The organism is Acutalibacter sp. (assembly GCF_056800975.1).
Genome location: NZ_JBQISV010000014.1, coordinates 1 through 15,625, shown reverse-complemented (window position 1 = coordinate 15,625; position 15,625 = coordinate 1). Strand labels below are relative to the sequence as shown.

Annotated in this window: 10 protein-coding genes; 7 read left to right on the top strand and 3 right to left on the bottom strand. The window is 55.6% G+C overall.

Translation table 11 applies throughout. The annotated features are described in order from the left end of the window. Positions 1–789 precede the first annotated feature (789 nt). On the bottom strand, positions 790–2,781 hold the full coding sequence (locus ACTO5E_RS02935) for an oxidoreductase (protein ID WP_482301438.1): 1,992 nt from the start codon (positions 2,779–2,781) through the stop codon (positions 790–792). Positions 2,782–2,794: 13 nt separating this feature from the next. Beyond that, positions 2,795–3,739, bottom strand: a complete 945-nt coding sequence (locus tag ACTO5E_RS02930; RefSeq protein WP_482301437.1) for an alpha/beta hydrolase fold domain-containing protein — start codon at positions 3,737–3,739, stop codon at positions 2,795–2,797. A 368-nt stretch (positions 3,740–4,107) separates the two neighbouring features. Here ACTO5E_RS02930 and ACTO5E_RS02925 point away from each other — a divergent pair, with 368 nt between their 5' ends. Continuing rightward, on the top strand, positions 4,108–4,416 hold the full coding sequence (locus tag ACTO5E_RS02925) for a hypothetical protein (protein WP_482301435.1): 309 nt from the start codon (positions 4,108–4,110) through the stop codon (positions 4,414–4,416). An 812-nt stretch (positions 4,417–5,228) separates the two neighbouring features. Next, the gene (locus tag ACTO5E_RS02920) at positions 5,229–6,257 is read left to right on the top strand and encodes a glycoside hydrolase family 172 protein (RefSeq protein WP_482301433.1); all 1,029 of its coding nucleotides are present in this window, start codon (positions 5,229–5,231) and stop codon (positions 6,255–6,257) included. A gap of 35 nt (positions 6,258–6,292) precedes the next feature. On the opposite strand, the gene ACTO5E_RS02915 is transcribed toward ACTO5E_RS02920, so the two are convergent. Beyond that, positions 6,293–7,276 (bottom strand): LacI family DNA-binding transcriptional regulator, encoded by a 984-nt coding sequence (locus ACTO5E_RS02915; RefSeq protein WP_482301431.1) that lies wholly within the window; start codon positions 7,274–7,276, stop codon positions 6,293–6,295. Positions 7,277–7,797: 521 nt separating this feature from the next. Here ACTO5E_RS02915 and ACTO5E_RS02910 point away from each other — a divergent pair. The 5 genes from ACTO5E_RS02910 (at position 7,798) to ACTO5E_RS02890 (ending at position 14,597) form a co-directional block, all read left to right on the top strand. After that, positions 7,798–9,219 (top strand): family 43 glycosylhydrolase, encoded by a 1,422-nt coding sequence (locus ACTO5E_RS02910; protein WP_482301429.1) that lies wholly within the window; start codon positions 7,798–7,800, stop codon positions 9,217–9,219. Between the two features lie 124 nt (positions 9,220–9,343). Continuing rightward, complete coding sequence (locus tag ACTO5E_RS02905; RefSeq protein WP_482301428.1) at positions 9,344–10,771, top strand: family 43 glycosylhydrolase; 1,428 nt, start codon at positions 9,344–9,346, stop codon at positions 10,769–10,771. 85 nt (positions 10,772–10,856) lie between these two features. Continuing rightward, positions 10,857–11,783 (top strand): ABC transporter permease, encoded by a 927-nt coding sequence (locus ACTO5E_RS02900; RefSeq protein WP_482301426.1) that lies wholly within the window; start codon positions 10,857–10,859, stop codon positions 11,781–11,783. A gap of 18 nt (positions 11,784–11,801) precedes the next feature. Beyond that, positions 11,802–12,710: a carbohydrate ABC transporter permease gene (locus ACTO5E_RS02895; RefSeq protein WP_482301424.1), complete on the top strand. Its 909-nt coding sequence runs from the start codon at positions 11,802–11,804 to the stop codon at positions 12,708–12,710. 57 nt (positions 12,711–12,767) lie between these two features. After that, positions 12,768–14,597, top strand: a complete 1,830-nt coding sequence (locus ACTO5E_RS02890; RefSeq protein ID WP_482301423.1) for a type 2 periplasmic-binding domain-containing protein — start codon at positions 12,768–12,770, stop codon at positions 14,595–14,597. Positions 14,598–15,625: the final 1,028 nt, after the last annotated feature.

Sequence of the window (15,625 nt, the reverse complement as noted above, 5' to 3'; positions counted from 1 at the left end):
TGCTTGGTACTGAAAACGCGGAGAAATGGTTCTGCTATTGCGGACGTTGGGAATAGGGCAGGCCGCGCCCATTGCGGACATTGGCCTTATTAAAATGTTCTGAGGATATTATAACACAAAGCTTGATGTCTTGCAACGCCGGAGAAGGGGCTGAAGCGGCGGGGACCGAGGCCCAAAAAGGGGAGCTTCTGGAAAAAGAGGAGATGCCGGAAAAGCGGCGGGAGACAATCTGACCGATTTATAGAAACCAGCTGCACGCCCATCGTGGGAAGGAGGGGAACAGGGGAAGGTTCACGGGGCCGCTCTCCAAAACAAGCCGGTACTTACTGGAAAAAGGAAGGACCGAAAGGCCAGCGATGTTTTCTGGCGCGGGGAGGGCTTAAGCAGCTTAACCCTACCAATGGGCCAATGACTCAGTCTGTAGAGGATACTCGCCTCCCTATGACTTCGGTTCTTTCCCGCCAGATGCCTGGCAGATGAAATTATGCCAGGACAGCAGCCAAGAGAGATTTTATTATGACATGCCAGATGAAGCCACCCAAGCAAAACAAAAAGGGATAGCAGCACTTACCGTGAAAGTATAAGTGTTGCTATCCCTGAAAGTGGAGCTATGAGAAAATCGACAGGCGGGTGTTATGGCAGCGTTTTCAGGCAGGGCAGGCCGGTGGGGAAGGGGCGCAAGGAGGCGGCTCTGATGAATAGCAGCCTGAAAACAGATCTTTTCAGTACAGAGCTGTTAAGCCCGCTGTTTATGTCCAGAATAGGTTTCTCCCCCATGACTGCCGCCTGTCAGATATGGTTCGCCACCTCAAAGGCGTCCCAGATGGCATACATGATGTTGGACACCGCTTTCGCGTCGCCCAGCAGATAAATCTCCGGCACATCAAACTCCAGCTCATGGTAGAGGGAGTTTTCTTCTTGGTAGCCCACAGCCAGAATCACGCTGTCGCAGGGAATCTGCCTCTCGCCCTGGCTGGTTTCAACAGTCGCAACCCCATCTGCAAAGCTCTTGACCTTCGCGCTGGTAATGGTCTCCACCCCGTGATAGGGCACCAGCCGTTCCAGCATGTCATGGTTGGCGTGGCAGAGGGGGCCGTTCACTGCCATCAGCTTGTCCAAAGCCTCTACAATGGTGACCTTTTTTCCCTGCTGGGCCAGCCAGAGGGCAGTCTCGCAGCCCACCAGCCCGCCGCCCACCACAACAGTGGACGGACCGCAGTCCTTCTCTCCCAGCAGCACCTGGGCCGCGGTATAGGTGTGTTCGTCGTCCCCCAGAGAGAAGAGCCTGGGCCGGGAGCCGGTGGCTACAATCACCGCGTCATAGCCGCCAGACAACACTTCCTCCCTGGTTGCCGCATGATTCAGAGTCACAGGCACCCCCAGTTGGTCCAGAGTGTGGGCATACCAGTTGGCCAGGGCAATGTCGTCTTCTTTAAACTCCGGCGCGCCGCCGGGAATCAGGTTGCCCCCCAGCCGGGCATTTTTCTCCATCAACTGGGGCTTATGCCCCCGGATAGCCAGCACCCGGGCAGCCTCACAGCCCGCCACGCCGCCGCCGATGACCAGCACCTTCTTGGGCCTGCACACCGGCTCATAGGCGGTGACCCGCTCCCGGGCGGCTTGGGGGTTCACCGCACAGTTGAGCATGGAATACTCCTGAATGCGGCCCATACAGCCCTCCTGGCAGGAGATACAGGGCCGCACGTCGGCATAGCGTCCGGCCCGGAGCTTGTTCACATAGTCCGGGTCGGCCAGCAGGGGGCGGCCCAGGCTGACAATATCGCAGACGTCCTCCTCTACAGCGGCCAGGGCCATGTCCGGGTTGTCCATACGGCCGGCGCAGAGCACCGGTACGTCCACAACCTCCTTCACCAGCTTGCAGTAGGGGCGGAACATGCCCTTCTCTATGTACATGGGCGGGTGGTTCCACCACCAGGCGTCATAGGTTCCTACATCCACGTCCAGAGCGTCGTAGCCGTAGGAGACCAGCAGCTTCGCCGCCTCCAGGCCTTCCTCGATGTCCCGGCCCTTCTCCTCGAACTCCTCTCCTGGCAGGGCGCCCTCCCGCCAGTCCTTGATCATGCTCTTGAGGCTGAACCGCAGGCTCACCGGGAAGTCCTCTCCGCAGCGGGACTTGATCTCTTCCACTACCTCTCGGGCAAAGCGCAGGCGGTTCTCCAAACTGCCGCCGTACTGGTCGGTGCGCAGGTTGAACATGGAGATGGCGAACTGGTCCAGCAGGTACCCCTCGTGGACCGCGTGGATTTCTACGCCGTCAAAGCCGCCCCGCTTGGCGTTATAAGCGCCGTCGCCAAAGGACCTGATAATGCTGTGGATTTCCTCCACAGTGAGAGGGCGGCAGGTCTTGTCCAGCCAGCGGTGGGGGATGGCAGAGGGAGCCACAGGCGGGAACTCCCCCAGGTTGGTAGGGATGGTCACCCGGCCAAAGCCGCCGGACATCATCAGGAAAATCTTGCTGCCATAGGCGTGGACCCGCTCGGTCATCTCCCGGCTGGTGCGGACAAAGTGCACTGGGTTATAGGTGGAGTTGGGCACATTTGGCATACTCTGGGTTTCCACCTGACAGTCGGAGAAGGTGACGCCGGTGATGATCAGCCCCGCGCCCCCCTGGGCCCGGCGGGTGTAGTAGTCGATGCCCCGCTGGTTCCAGCCGCCCTCAGAGTCTGCCAGGCCAAGAGGGCCCATAGGGGCCAGGGCAAAGCGGTTTTTGACGGTGACGGAGCCCAGCTTTATCGGGGTGAAAAGCTTTTGGTACTGCATATGTTTTCCTCCTTTATTTCATTTCGCCAAAGCATCTTTTGCAGAAAGCGTCCACGATGTCCAGCACCCCATCCGTCCAGAACTCCGGCCCGCCGTGGTCCGCGCCCTTGATCAGGTAGAAGTCCACCGGGTGGCCGGTCTTTTTCAGCTGCTCATAAACCACCTCGCTGCATTTGCAGTTGACGACCCTGTCCTTCGTGCCGTGGAACATGAGCACCGGGGGCATGGCGGTGTTCTCGTCGATGTTGCACTCAACAGACAGCTGCCGGGCAAGCTCAGGGTTCTCCAAGAGGTTTTTGCCGCCCATAACCATGCCCTCAGGGCTCTCTGGCAGGCAGTGGGCGATTTGGATGGGGTTGGAGTCCGGGGCCATTACCGAGGTGGAGCCGTAGTAGTTCACCACGCCGCAGGGTTCGGCGCTGACGCCGGGGAACAGGTTGTCAGGGGTATCGTCGTCGTGGAGCATCCCCGCCCACATGGATGTATGCCCGCCGGAGGAATCCCCGGCGATGATGATCTTCTCCGGGTCAACGCCATACTTGCCCGCGTTTTTGCGCAGGAAGCGGACCGCGTTGCGGGCGTCTTTGATCTGAGCAGGGAAGGGGGCAATGCCGGAGTGCCGGTACTCAACGATGGCGCACACATAGCCCCTGAGGGCCAACTTGGCCAAGTTAGCTACGTTACCGTACACATACTGGGGCATCCAGGCAGAGCCCTGGACGAACACATAGCAGGGCAGAGAGAAAGCCTGCTGCTCCTCAAAGGGCGAGTAGCTCCGGTTTCGGCAGGTGGGGGCCAGGATTTGCAGGTGCAGCGGCGTGCCGTCTATGCAGGCATACTCCACATCGTGAAGATAGCTGACGCCGGGCTCGTCGCCGGTGGTATCGATTACCGCCGCGCCCTCCGGCCTGCCCTCAAATTCGGGGATTTCCTCATAGGTCCAGTTTTTGACTTCCATAAAAGTGCCTCCTTATATAGAATTGATGTATGGCTTTCTGCAAGCAGTGTGCAAAAAACTGCCCGCTCGCTTGGCTTTCCCACTCTTTCTTTTGACAGGCAGGGCTTGTAAGCCTCCCGCCCAGGAGGTCCCTGCCCTGACCATCTTTCTGCTCTTGGGGCAGGGTTCAGGCTGTTTGCGGTGAATTGTGGCTGCCGCAGCGCGGTTCCACCCTGTTTTACAGACTGGCGGGCAGACAATGCTCTCAACCGTCTTTCCTCCTGGCCTGCGACCTTTTTGATAATTATAACAGAAAAGAAAGAGATGCGCCAGTGTTATGAGCCTTTTTGTCCAGCTTTTTTGCCACTCTGTATGATACGGGGTGGAATATGCCAAAGAAACTCAGCCAGCAAAAAGTATTATGTGCTGACCTGAAGCCTACAGAGAGACGCAATCGCTCTCAAGAGCTCATGCTCCACGACTCTGTAGTGGAATCTTTTTCGCTGGTTGGAAGGAAAAAACGATACAGAACAAAATACCGCTCTGAAAATCCATTCAGAGCGGCGGATAGGGATATGAACTTCTGCTTTCTTTTAGAAATCGTGCAGACTCGGGAGGGCATTTCCACTGTTTTTCGCGCCATTTCCCATTTTGCTGACATGCAGAATTTAGGCCGGCATGAAGAAAGTCGCGTTTGAGGCTCATCAGCGGGCGTTTGCTCATATCTCCAATTCAAGTCAGTTCCTGGGATATGGCTGAAACATGGCTGCATATCACTGTCGAGTAGCGGAGAAAACAAATCAACACATATCGTCAGGTAGGACTTTTCCTCAGATGTAGTCTCTGGCGCACGGGAGGCTTCCGATTGTTCAGGTTTTGCGCGGTACACGGAAAAGCAACTTCTGTGGCTTGAGGACGAGTACACCTCCCAGACGTTTGCATGATGCCATTCCTTGGTTTGTCGTGTCAAGAAAGGAGCGGCACTTTTGAAGTTGTCAAATCATGATGGCTCAGCGTTGAAATTCTCAGGCCAACGACGCAAACCAAAAACCGGAGTCGGTTCTCTCTATAGACAAAGAGTCAGAGCATGTGCTAATATGGTAGCACGGCAGCCACAAAGAAACGCATGAGAAAGCCGAGAGACCCTTGCCCGGACAGAGCCGGGAAGACTGCGCCTGCTCGCTTTATCTGATTAGTGCATTGCCAAAACGGTCGCAAAGAGAGAACACTGAGGAAGCGGGTTGGCAAGCGGCGTTCAGATCGAGATGGAGGCGGCAGGTGCTTGAGGGACTGGCGGAATGTGTGTGCTTGGACAGCGCGGCCCTATAGGTGCGCTCGGAGAAGGCAGGACCGTTGAAGCAGTTGGAGTGCACCCCATTAGACATCCCAGAGCCAGGTGCGCCACTGTGTCTGACCGGGAGAGCGGGAGAGATGGTTTTCGCTGCCATTCGTGTTTGTGATGCCGTTGGGAGAATATTCTCCCGCAAAATTATGTGAAGGAGGCACCAAAATGTCCATTTATGAAATCCAGCCCCGAGAGAGCTTTGGCTTTTCCCCAGAGAACCCCGCAGGTATCCATGCCGGAGGAAGCAGAGGTAGAGACTGTGAGAAGCTGCGCCCCTGCATCCAGCTTCAACCAGGAGAGGCTGTGACACTGTGTGAGGTGGATGGACCGGGGATGATTACCCACATGTGGTTCACCGGGTATGTGGGCCACTCGTTTGTCCTGCGGATTTACTGGGAGGGGAGCGAGCAGCCGTCAGTGGAAGCGCCCATCTCCGCCTTTTTCGGCTGCGCCTATGACGAAAATTTCAAGGACCGGGACGGCCGGTATCCCGTGCTGAATTCCGCGCCGATCCTTGTGGCGCCGGGCCGGGGCTATAACTGCTACTGGGAGATGCCGTTTCGGAGGAGTTGCCGGGTGACGATGGAAAACCGCGGCGCCGAGCCCCAGACGCTCTACTACATGATTGAGGGCTGGCGGGGAGAGGTCTCTCCCACTGCGGGCTATTTCCACGCCGTTTACCGTCAGGAGCACCCTGTGGAAAAGGGCCGGGCCTACACAGTGGTGGAGGGCATACAGGGCAGGGGGCGGTTTGCAGGGCTGTGCTTTGCCGCGGGAATGAACGGCCACAACACCTGCTGGGTAGAGGGGGAGCCCAAAATGTATCTTGACGGCGGTGCATACCCCACCATCAACTATACCGGTACAGAGGACTATTTCTGCGGGTCCTATGGCTTTGGCAATGATATTCTTCTGAAGCAGTACCAGACCTTCAGCGGCCTGTATGCGGGGCTGTACGCGATTACCGGCAACGACAGCAGCGAAATGTATAACGGCCAGCAGCGGTTTCTGCTGTACCGCTTTCATTTAAAGGACCCAGTGTATTTCAGCCGGTCCTTCCGTATGACAATGGACAACCTGGGCTGGACAGGGCCGCGGTATGACGACTACACCTCAGTGGCCTATTGGTACCAGGACCGCCCTGCCCCGCTGCCCTGTGAGCTGCCAACTGACAGAGAGCTGGTCATGCGCTGAGGCCTTCCGCGCAGTCCGGCGCTCTGACAGGGCGGCTATTTGCCGGTGATACTTTTGACCGAGCCCCGCGTCAGCAGTTGGGGACAGATCTGCCTGTGCCTGGGCTGGGTGTACTGGCCGCTGCCCATGCCCACAATCTGGTCTACGGCTTCCTCCACCACCTCATCCATAGGGTGGGCGACTACGGTGATTCCCAGGGCCTCGGCCCAAATGGTATCGTCGTACACCAAAAAGCTGATGTCCTCGGGAATCCGCAGGTTCAGCCGGGTAATTGCCGCATAGGCCTTTAGGCTGGACATCTCTGCCACTGCCATAACAGCCGTGGGGCGGTATTCTCCTATAAGCTGCTCTACCCGGTCAAGCTCCACATGCATCTGCATAATGTCGAGAGGAATCTCCGGTTTGTCGATGCCCGCTTTGATAAAGGCCTGCCGGCAGCCCTGCATGCGTGTGCGGTCATCGATGGCGAACAGAATGCGCCGGTGGCCCTGCTCCAGCAGATAGCTGACCGCGTTTTCAGTGGCCGCAGCATCCGCATAGGAGATGGAGCTGACCTCGTCATAAAGCCGGGCATGAAGCTGAAGAAACCTTGTGTGGCCTGCAGACTGGATCAGCTGGGCGAACTGGGGACTATACTGGGTGAGGATGGGGGAAAGGACAATGCACTCCACCTGATAGGAGAGAAAAAGCCGGGCAGCTTCCAGCGCCTCGCGGTTATACTTGGTGTCGGGTGCCATAATGGTGGAATAGCCGTAACGGCTTTGCAGGGCCTCGCTGATTCTGGAAATGGCCCGGATATAGAAAGGGTTGCATGGGTCAGGGTCCAGAAAGGCCACGGTGTGGCTGTTTTGCTTTTTCAATATGCTGGCCGCGGCGCTGGGCGTATAGTTCAGCTGGCGGGCCACCGCCAATACTCGCTCCCGTGTGGCCTCTGTGACAACCTTTTCGCCGCGGAATACCCGGGACACGGTGGCGGGAGATACGCCGGCAAGCCTTGCTACATCTTTGCTGGTAAACATGGAAATCATTCCTTTGGTTGAAATATACTGGCAGCGCGTGGCGCTTGCTATCAATGCTGAAAGGCTGGTGATTCTTTCATTATGGTGAAAAGCGGTTTGCAGGGCCTGGGTAGCCGCAGGGGGCTGGTTATGTGTGCTGGGCATATTGTAACATAAGTGGCGGGTTTTTGCAAAAGAAGCTTCCACATGCGTAGTGCGAGGAGCGCGGGGGGCTTTTACACCTTTTTCAGTAAAGATGACGGGAAAATTCAAAAAATGTCTTGACAAACCTCGGCAGAAGTGATAGACTACTGATTAAAAGAGAGGATGACAACGTAATCAAAGAAAAATATTTGTTGATTACGCTTGGGCTCGGGCACGGCGCAGGTAAGCCATTTTGAGATATACATAGCAGGCTTTTCATTTGGCAGCGCAGTGCCTCTTTATTTTACCGCAAATTTGACAACGTTGTCAATATACGGGCAGAAGCTGTTTTTGACCAAAGGATGCGATACACAATGATTCAAACAGGAGGGCCCCATATGGAACTGTTCTACAATCCGCAAAACGCTGTTGTGGGTGATGTAATCCCATTTTACGACAACGGCCAGTTCAAACCCTTTTACCTCAGGGGAAGCCGGGGATATTTTGGTGACGACGCTTTTTCAGGCTGGACCATGCTGACGACCAACGATCATCTCCACTTTACCGAAGCCGCCACAGGGATTCAGGGCGGCACCGGCTCGGTGGTGTTGGTGGACGGAACCTACCACCTGTTCTACTGCACCTTCAAGCAGAACCCCAAGCGGGAAACCATCCGCCACGCGGTCAGCAAGGACCTGAAGGTCTGGGAGACCCTGGAAGCGGACAGCTTTACTGCTGACGGAGAGATTTATCAGCTGACAGACTGGCGGGACCCCTTTGTATTCTGGAATCAGGAGGCGGGAGAGTGGTGGATGCTGGTTGCCGCTAAGGAGCAGGGCGGCTCCACCGCCCGGCAGGGGTGCACAGGGCTGTGTGTGTCTCAGGACCTGCACACCTGGGAGCAGAGGCCGCCGTTTTATGCCCCGCACATGCACACAAGCGCCCACGAGTGTCCTGACCTGTTCAAAATGGGGGACTGGTATTACCTGATCTACTCTCAGTATACAGACCGCTTTCAAACCTACTACCGCATGAGCAAAAGCATAAACGGCCCGTGGCTGGCGCCGGCAAGGGACAGCTTTGACACCAGGTGCTTTTACGCCGCCAAGTCCGGCACAGACGGCAAACGCCGCTATCTCTACGGCTGGAACCCAACGCGGCACCATAACCAATGGGGCTTCAACGCCCCGGTGCACACTGGCTACGACTACAATTCCTTTGACTGGGGCGGGGCCTTGATTGTACACGAGCTGGTGCAGAACCCTGACGGCGCCCTGGCGGTGCGGGCGCCGGAATCAGTGGACCGGGCCTTGCAGACTCACAACGCCACCCCCATGCAGCCCATGAACGGCCCCTGGGAGACAGGGGTTGACTGGGCGGTAACAGACAATCCCAGCGGCTATAGCAGTCTGCTGCTGAAAAACCAGGTGCCGGGCCTGTGCAAGCTGGAGGCAGAGCTTCTCTTCTCTGAGACAGTCAGGGAGATCGGGGTGGCGCTGCAGGTGGACCAGCAGTTCTGTACAGGCTATTACCTGAGCCTGATGCCCCACAAAAACCGGCTGGAATTCAAATCCGGGCTGCGCATGTATGAGGAGGGCGGTTGGACGTTCCCCTATGATGTGGAGCTGGAGCGGCCCATTGTGTTGGAGCCGGGCAAGCCCCATAGGCTGAAAATCTTTGTGCAGGACAGCATTCTGCTGGCATATCTGGACGGCCAGGTGGCGTTGAGCGCCAGAATGTTTGACTACAGCCGCCAGTTCATTGGGCTGTATGCCTCAGACGGCCGGGCGGAGTTCCGGAACCTCAGGCTGTGGACATAAGCCCGGAACTGTACAAGGGGGCCTGAGGCTTGTGCTGAGGTCTGATTGCGTGGCGGATATTTTATTGTTCGATGATATCAATAAATTTGATAGATAGGCTGAATGATATAAGGAGGACAGAGACATGGAATTATTCTACCGCCCCGGAAAAGCGGTGCTGGGGGATGTGATTCCCTTTTATGACGAGGGCAAATTCAAGCCCTTCTTTCTCAAGCAGGCCCGCGGCCAGAAGGGCCCTGGCGACAGGACCGGCTGGTTTATGCTGACCACGGAGGACCATCTGCATTTTACTGAGCACGACACCGGCCTTACCGGAGGGACAGGGTCTGTCATCAAGGTGGACGGCTTGTATCATCTGTTCTACTGCACATTTGTGGAGAATCCCCGGGAGCAGTTCATCCGCCACGCCACAAGCGTTGACCTGGACCAGTGGCGCACCCTGGAGGAGGTCCTCCCCGCAGACGGGACAATCTACGACCCTGCCGAGTGGCGGGACCCCTTCGTGTTCTGGAACCAGGAGGCGGGAGAGTGGTGGATGCTTATTGCCACTGCTAAAGTGGGCAGAACAGAACGGCGGGCCTGTGTGGGCCTGTGCGCCTCCAAGGACCTGCACCATTGGGAGTACCGGGAGCCCTTCTATGCGCCGATGGCCGCAGCAGGCGCTTGCGAGTGCCCGGATCTGTTTAAAATGGGGGATTGGTACTACCTGGTATACTCCAATTATGGCGACCGCTTTCAGACCATGTACCGCATGAGCAAAGCCTTGCACGGCCCGTGGACAGCCCCTGTGAAGGACGACGCCTTTGACTCCTGCGCCTACTACGCTGCCAAAACAGGCGCCGACGGCGTGAACCGTTATATATATGGATGGAACCCCACAAAGGAGCTGCCAAAGAAGACCTTCAATCCTGGCAACCGGATCAGTCAGGACTGCTGCGCATGGGACTGGGGCGGCAATCTGGTGGTACATAAGGTGCTGCAAAACGAGGATGGCACCCTGCGGGTAGTGCCGGAGGAGCATGTGGACGCTGCCCTGCGTACGGTGACCGTGCCAGTGGCAGAGCCGGTAGTTGGCCAGTGCCGGACAGAGGACGGCGTGGTGACGATTGCCGCCCAGGAGGGCTTTGCCGGGGCACTGCTGGACCAGGTGCCGGCTGTGTGCAAGCTGGAGGCAGACGTGGAGTTTACCCCAGGAACCCGGCGGTTCGGGGTGGCGCTGCAGGTGGACGAACGCTTTGACACAGGATATTACCTGTACCTGGAGCCTGCCCGGGAGCGGATGGAGTATGTGTCCGGCATCCGCTTTTGGGGGGAGGACGGCGAGGGCGGCAAGATGTTCCCTTATGCAGTGGAGATGGAACGCCCCATTCACTTGGAACCGGGGGTGAAGTACCGGCTTAAGGTGTTTGTGGACCACACCGTGCTGGTGGTGTACCTGGGGGACCAGATTGCCATGAACGCCCGCATGTACGACTATAAAAACCGCAGGTTTGGCCTGTTTGCCATCGACGGGCAGGCGAATTTCAGTAAGCTGGCGCTCTGCACAGAATAGAAAAGGGCGATTTCAGGCCCAGGATACGGAGCAGGCGCCTGACTTGCTCTATATCCCATTGTGAAACCGAAAGGACTGATCTGCAATGGAAAGCGGGAAACAACGAAAATGGACGCTGGGTAAGGTTCTGCGCAGCTGGCAGCTGTATGTTCTGCTGCTGCCTGCCCTGGTGTGGATGCTGCTGTTTGCATACTATCCCATGTATGGACTGCTGATAGCCTTCAAGGACTTTAAGGGCAAAATGGGAATTATGGGCAGCCCCTGGGCTGATCCGATTTTCAAGCATTTTGAGGCCTTCTTCAGCACCAGCATTGCGGTAAACGCCATCTGGAACACCGTGTCCATCAGCCTGCTGACCTTGGTGGTGGGGTTCCCGGTGCCGGTTGTCTTTGCGCTGCTGCTCAATCAAATCCAGAATTCCAGGATACGCAGAAGCGTTCAGACCATCTCCTATGCGCCTTACTTTCTCTCCACAGTGGTCATTGTCAGCATTATCTCCATGCTGTTCTCCGCCAATGGCCTGGTAAACGGCCTGATTACCGCCACGGGGTCAAAGGAGATTTTCTTTACCAGCCTGCCAGAGTGGTTCCGCCCCTTGTACATCGGGTCCTCCGTGTGGCAGACAATGGGCTTTAACGCCATCATCTATATTGCGGCTTTGGTGGGAATCAGCCCGGAGTACTATGAGGCGGCTATTGTAGACGGCGCCACCCGCTTTCAACGGATTATGCGGATTGACCTGCCGCTTATTATGCCAACGGTTATCCTTATGCTCATCCTCAATGTGGGTAACATTATGAACGTGGGGTATGAAAAGGCGTTTCTGATGCAAAACAGCATGAACACAACCGTAAGCGAGCTGATCTCCACCTATGTGTACAAGGTGGGACTACAGCAGGCCCAGTACAGCTTTGCCACAGCAGTGGGGCTGTTTAACTCGGTTGTCAATTTCATTCTGCTTTTGATCGTGAACCTTGTCTCAAAACGGTTCAGCGACATCAGTATATTCTAAGGCGGGGAGGACGCAAGCATGAAAAGTATCGCGAAAAAGGGCGGGCCTGCCCGTCAGAGTGCCGGAGACCGCACCTTTACGATTGTCAACTGCATGATTATGACACTGGTCACCCTTGTGATCGTCTACCCCCTGTGGTATGTGCTGGTCGCCTCGCTGACCGACCCAGTGATCGTCAACTCCGGCAAGCTGCTGCTCTACCCGGAATCCTTTTACACACAGGGCTACGCCCGTGCCTTTTCCTATGCCCCCCTGTGGACCGGATACCGGAACACCCTGGTCTATACCGTAACAGGAAGCGCCATTGCCCTAATATGCACCATCCCCGCAGGCTATGCCCTTTCCCGGATGGACCTGCCTGGCCGCAGGGGAATCATGTTCCTGTTTACCTTCACCATGTTCTTCAACGGCGGCATTATCCCGCTGTACCTGGTAGTACAGAATTTGCATATCTATGATTCCATCTGGGCCGTGGTGCTGCCGGTGGCGGTGTCTGCCTACAACCTGATTGTGTGCCGCTCGTTTTTCGAGTCCGGCATCCCTGTGGAAATGCTGGAGGCCGCGAAAATAGACGGCTGCGATGACTTTACCTTTTTCTTTCGGTTCGTCATTCCCCTGTCCTCTACCATCATTGCGGTAATGTGCCTGTTTTACGCCACTTCGCTGTGGAATATGTTCTTTAACCCGCTGATGTTCCTTTCTGGCAAGGAAAAGATGCCTTTACAGGTTGTGCTCCGCGACCTGGTGCTCACCAACCAGGCCACCACCATTACCAGCAGCGCCGAGGAGATTGCCATGCGGCAGAAGCTGGCGGAGCAGCTGAAATACTGCATCGTTGTGCTGGCCGCAGCGCCGCTGCTCATTGTGTATCCGTTCCTGCAAAAATATTTTGCACAGGGCGTTATGCTGGGCGCGGTAAAGGGCTAGCATGAGGATAAATGCAAGAAGAAACCACCAGAGAAAAATTTAAAGGAGGAAACAAAAATGACCAAACGAATTCTGGCGCTGCTTTTGGCCCTGGCCCTGTCCCTGCCCCTGGCAGCCTGCGGAGGGGGCAGCAGCCCGGCAAGCAGCGGCACGGACGCCAGCGCCGCAGACAGCAGTACGGCAGGTGAAGGCTCTGCGCCAGAGACAGGCAGCGCCAGCCAGTACCCCGGCCTTACTGACCAGGAGCAGGAGGCAGTGGATGCAGGCCTGCTGAGGCTGGATGGCTCTGTCCCCATTATTACCGACCCTGACGCGTTTGAGGACAAGTACGGCAAAATAACCATGTTCGTGCACTACACCGGAGGCCGTACCCGGGGTGTGGAGGAGCTGGAAATTATCAAGCAGCTGGAAGACCTGACCGGCATCCGCTTTGAGTGGGACGACGTGCCCCTGGACGGTGTTGCAGAAAAGATCAATTTGATGCTCTCCTCTGGCTCTGACCTACCTGACGCATTCTGGAATTTCCAGGACGGCCTTTCTGGGACCTTTGCTGTGCAGTATGCGGACCAGGAGGTGTTTATGCCTACTGAGGATATGATTGAGAATTATATGCCCAAGTACAAGGAGCTGCTGGACAGCAAGCCGGAGTATCGGGTGGAGTGCACTGCGCCGGACGGGCATATTTATGGCTTCCCCTATGTGGAGGAGATGTTTGGCCTGGTGCTGACCCCTGGCCCGTTTGTAATCAATCAGGATTGGCTGAAGAAGGTGAACAAGGAGATGCCCACCACAGTCGACGAGTGGGTGGATTGCCTGAAGGCCTTCCGGGACGGGGGCGATTTGAACGGCAACGGCAAGGCGGATGAGGTGCCCCTTGCAACACAGTTCGGCCAGCACGACACCTTTGGCTCCAACGATATTTTCTATCGCTTTACCGGCTGCTTTGGCCAGGCGGACTCCTACTGCGAGGGCAACCGCTATGCCGACCACCTGGCTTTGGACGACAACGGCAAGGTGACCTTCACTGCTTTGGACGAGGCGTTCCGCAGGACAGCTGAGTTTTTCCATATGCTCTATGAGGAGGATTTGATTTGGAACGGCTCCTTTGAGGCAGATTCCAGCCTGTATTTTGAGAGCTCCCTGCTGAAGGAGGACGTGGCGGTAGTGGGAAGCTACAGCACCTGGGGCGGTGAACTCTCCATCAATAATATTGACGTGCGGGGCCAGTATGCCCCCATCCCGCGTCTGGAAGGGGAGAAGGGCAAAAGCGGCTTCCGCCTGAACTACTCTGAGCTGCAGGATACATCCAACACGGCAATTACCACCACCTGCCAATTCCCCCATGCCATTGCCGTGATGCTGGAAGTGATTGCAAAGGACCCCAAGCTGACCGTGACCTGCAACTGGGGTACTGCCGGCGCTGTATTTATTGAGGAGGAAAACGGCTACCTGACCAAGCCTAAGGACGAGAACGGCAACCATATTCCCCAGGGCGAGTTTGCCGATGGCCTGAATTCGCCTCGTGAGAACACCACGCCCTGCCGCGGCTCCTTCATTATTAAGGACGCCTACTTTGACACCGTTGTGGATTATGATGTGCCTTCTCTGCTGGGCGGCCAGAAGGTCAATGGCAAGGACGAGATCTTAGAGGAATTTTCCGATCATGTGATTCCCAAGGTTCTTACTACAGTGGAAGAAGCCTCCCGCCTGTCCCAGATCCAGCCCACGATCTCTGATATTGTGGACCGCTATGTTGTGGACTGGACCCTGAATGGCGTGACGGATGAATCCTGGGAGAGCTACAAGAATGAGCTCAAGGGGGCTGGCGTAGAGGATCTGGTATCCCTGTGGCAGACCGCCGTGGACCGTGCAAAGGGTAATTCCTGAGAGCGGGTTATTTCAAGATGAACGGATAAGAGACCGGGGCAGATATACATTCTGCCCCGGCTCTTTCTCTGCTAGTGTCTGTGCTGTTCCAGAAGGATTGAAAAAGGATGGACTTTTTATGCGGCAGGAATACCATGGGCCAAGAGGATGAGTCTGCCGGATACACTAGCATTACTGGCATCACAGACTCAACCGATCCTTAAGATTTTTTCAAGAAATATTCTGTATAGAAAAAATGTTTTCTATAAAATTATTGTTGACATCCTTAGCAAATTGTGGTAATGTATAGACATAAGCAAACGAATTCACTGTATAAACGTATCAATCTATTAGTTGATACAGATATATATGGTTTATACCTATTTGCCGATCTCTATCAGGCCTCTTGCATTCAACGGCCGAGAATGCTGAAAGCGCCTGTTCTGAGATAAAATAAACTTGCAGAAAGAGGGATGTTTAATGACAAAGACAAAAAGAGTTCTGGCGTTTGTTTTGGTTCTGATGCTGACAGTAGCCATTTTCGCTCTTCCGGCGATGGCCGCTTCAGTGACTTGTCCAAATTGTCACAAAAGTGCGCCCCTTCCTAATTCTGGCTGGACAACCTATGACACGACCTCCTGCGGACACAGTCCTACCGGAAGACATTATCACCAGCGCTATTCCGGGAATGTTATATGCTCCTGTGGTCGAGTGTTCTATGGAACTGGGACTAGAACCTGGTGCACAGCACTTGGTGAAGTTTAACTGATTCCAGTCCCTTTGCGAAGAGAAAGAGCTGAAAGGATTTTCTTTCAGCTCTTTCTCTTCCAATTCAGTTGATATAGTCAAGCCTGAAAAACGCCAGATGAATTTTAATGGTTTTGTTGACATCGGCTGCTTATTTGTGATATTATTTTGTTAAACATACACCACCCTATGGATTTGTGCGGAAAACCACATAGAAAGGTCGGCAAGCCATGAAAAGCAAGGGAGCCCTATGGACAGCCATTCTATGTCTTGCGTTTATTCTTCTTATGGGCAGCTGCGGA

What these genes read in the sequence shown, in the direction of transcription:
- ACTO5E_RS02930 (WP_482301437.1), bottom strand. Translation starts at nt 3,739, where the DNA reads ATGGAAGTCAAAAACTGGACCTATGAGGAAATCCCCGAATTTGAGGGC.
- ACTO5E_RS02915 (WP_482301431.1), bottom strand. Translation starts at nt 7,276, where the DNA reads ATGTTTACCAGCAAAGATGTAGCAAGGCTTGCCGGCGTATCTCCCGCC.
- ACTO5E_RS02905 (WP_482301428.1), top strand. Translation starts at nt 9,344, where the DNA reads ATGGAATTATTCTACCGCCCCGGAAAAGCGGTGCTGGGGGATGTGATT.
- ACTO5E_RS02910 (WP_482301429.1), top strand. Translation starts at nt 7,798, where the DNA reads ATGGAACTGTTCTACAATCCGCAAAACGCTGTTGTGGGTGATGTAATC.
- ACTO5E_RS02925 (WP_482301435.1), top strand. Translation starts at nt 4,108, where the DNA reads ATGCCAAAGAAACTCAGCCAGCAAAAAGTATTATGTGCTGACCTGAAG.
- ACTO5E_RS02895 (WP_482301424.1), top strand. Translation starts at nt 11,802, where the DNA reads ATGAAAAGTATCGCGAAAAAGGGCGGGCCTGCCCGTCAGAGTGCCGGA.
- ACTO5E_RS02920 (WP_482301433.1), top strand. Translation starts at nt 5,229, where the DNA reads ATGTCCATTTATGAAATCCAGCCCCGAGAGAGCTTTGGCTTTTCCCCA.
- ACTO5E_RS02900 (WP_482301426.1), top strand. Translation starts at nt 10,857, where the DNA reads ATGGAAAGCGGGAAACAACGAAAATGGACGCTGGGTAAGGTTCTGCGC.
- ACTO5E_RS02935 (WP_482301438.1), bottom strand. Translation starts at nt 2,781, where the DNA reads ATGCAGTACCAAAAGCTTTTCACCCCGATAAAGCTGGGCTCCGTCACC.
- ACTO5E_RS02890 (WP_482301423.1), top strand. Translation starts at nt 12,768, where the DNA reads ATGACCAAACGAATTCTGGCGCTGCTTTTGGCCCTGGCCCTGTCCCTG.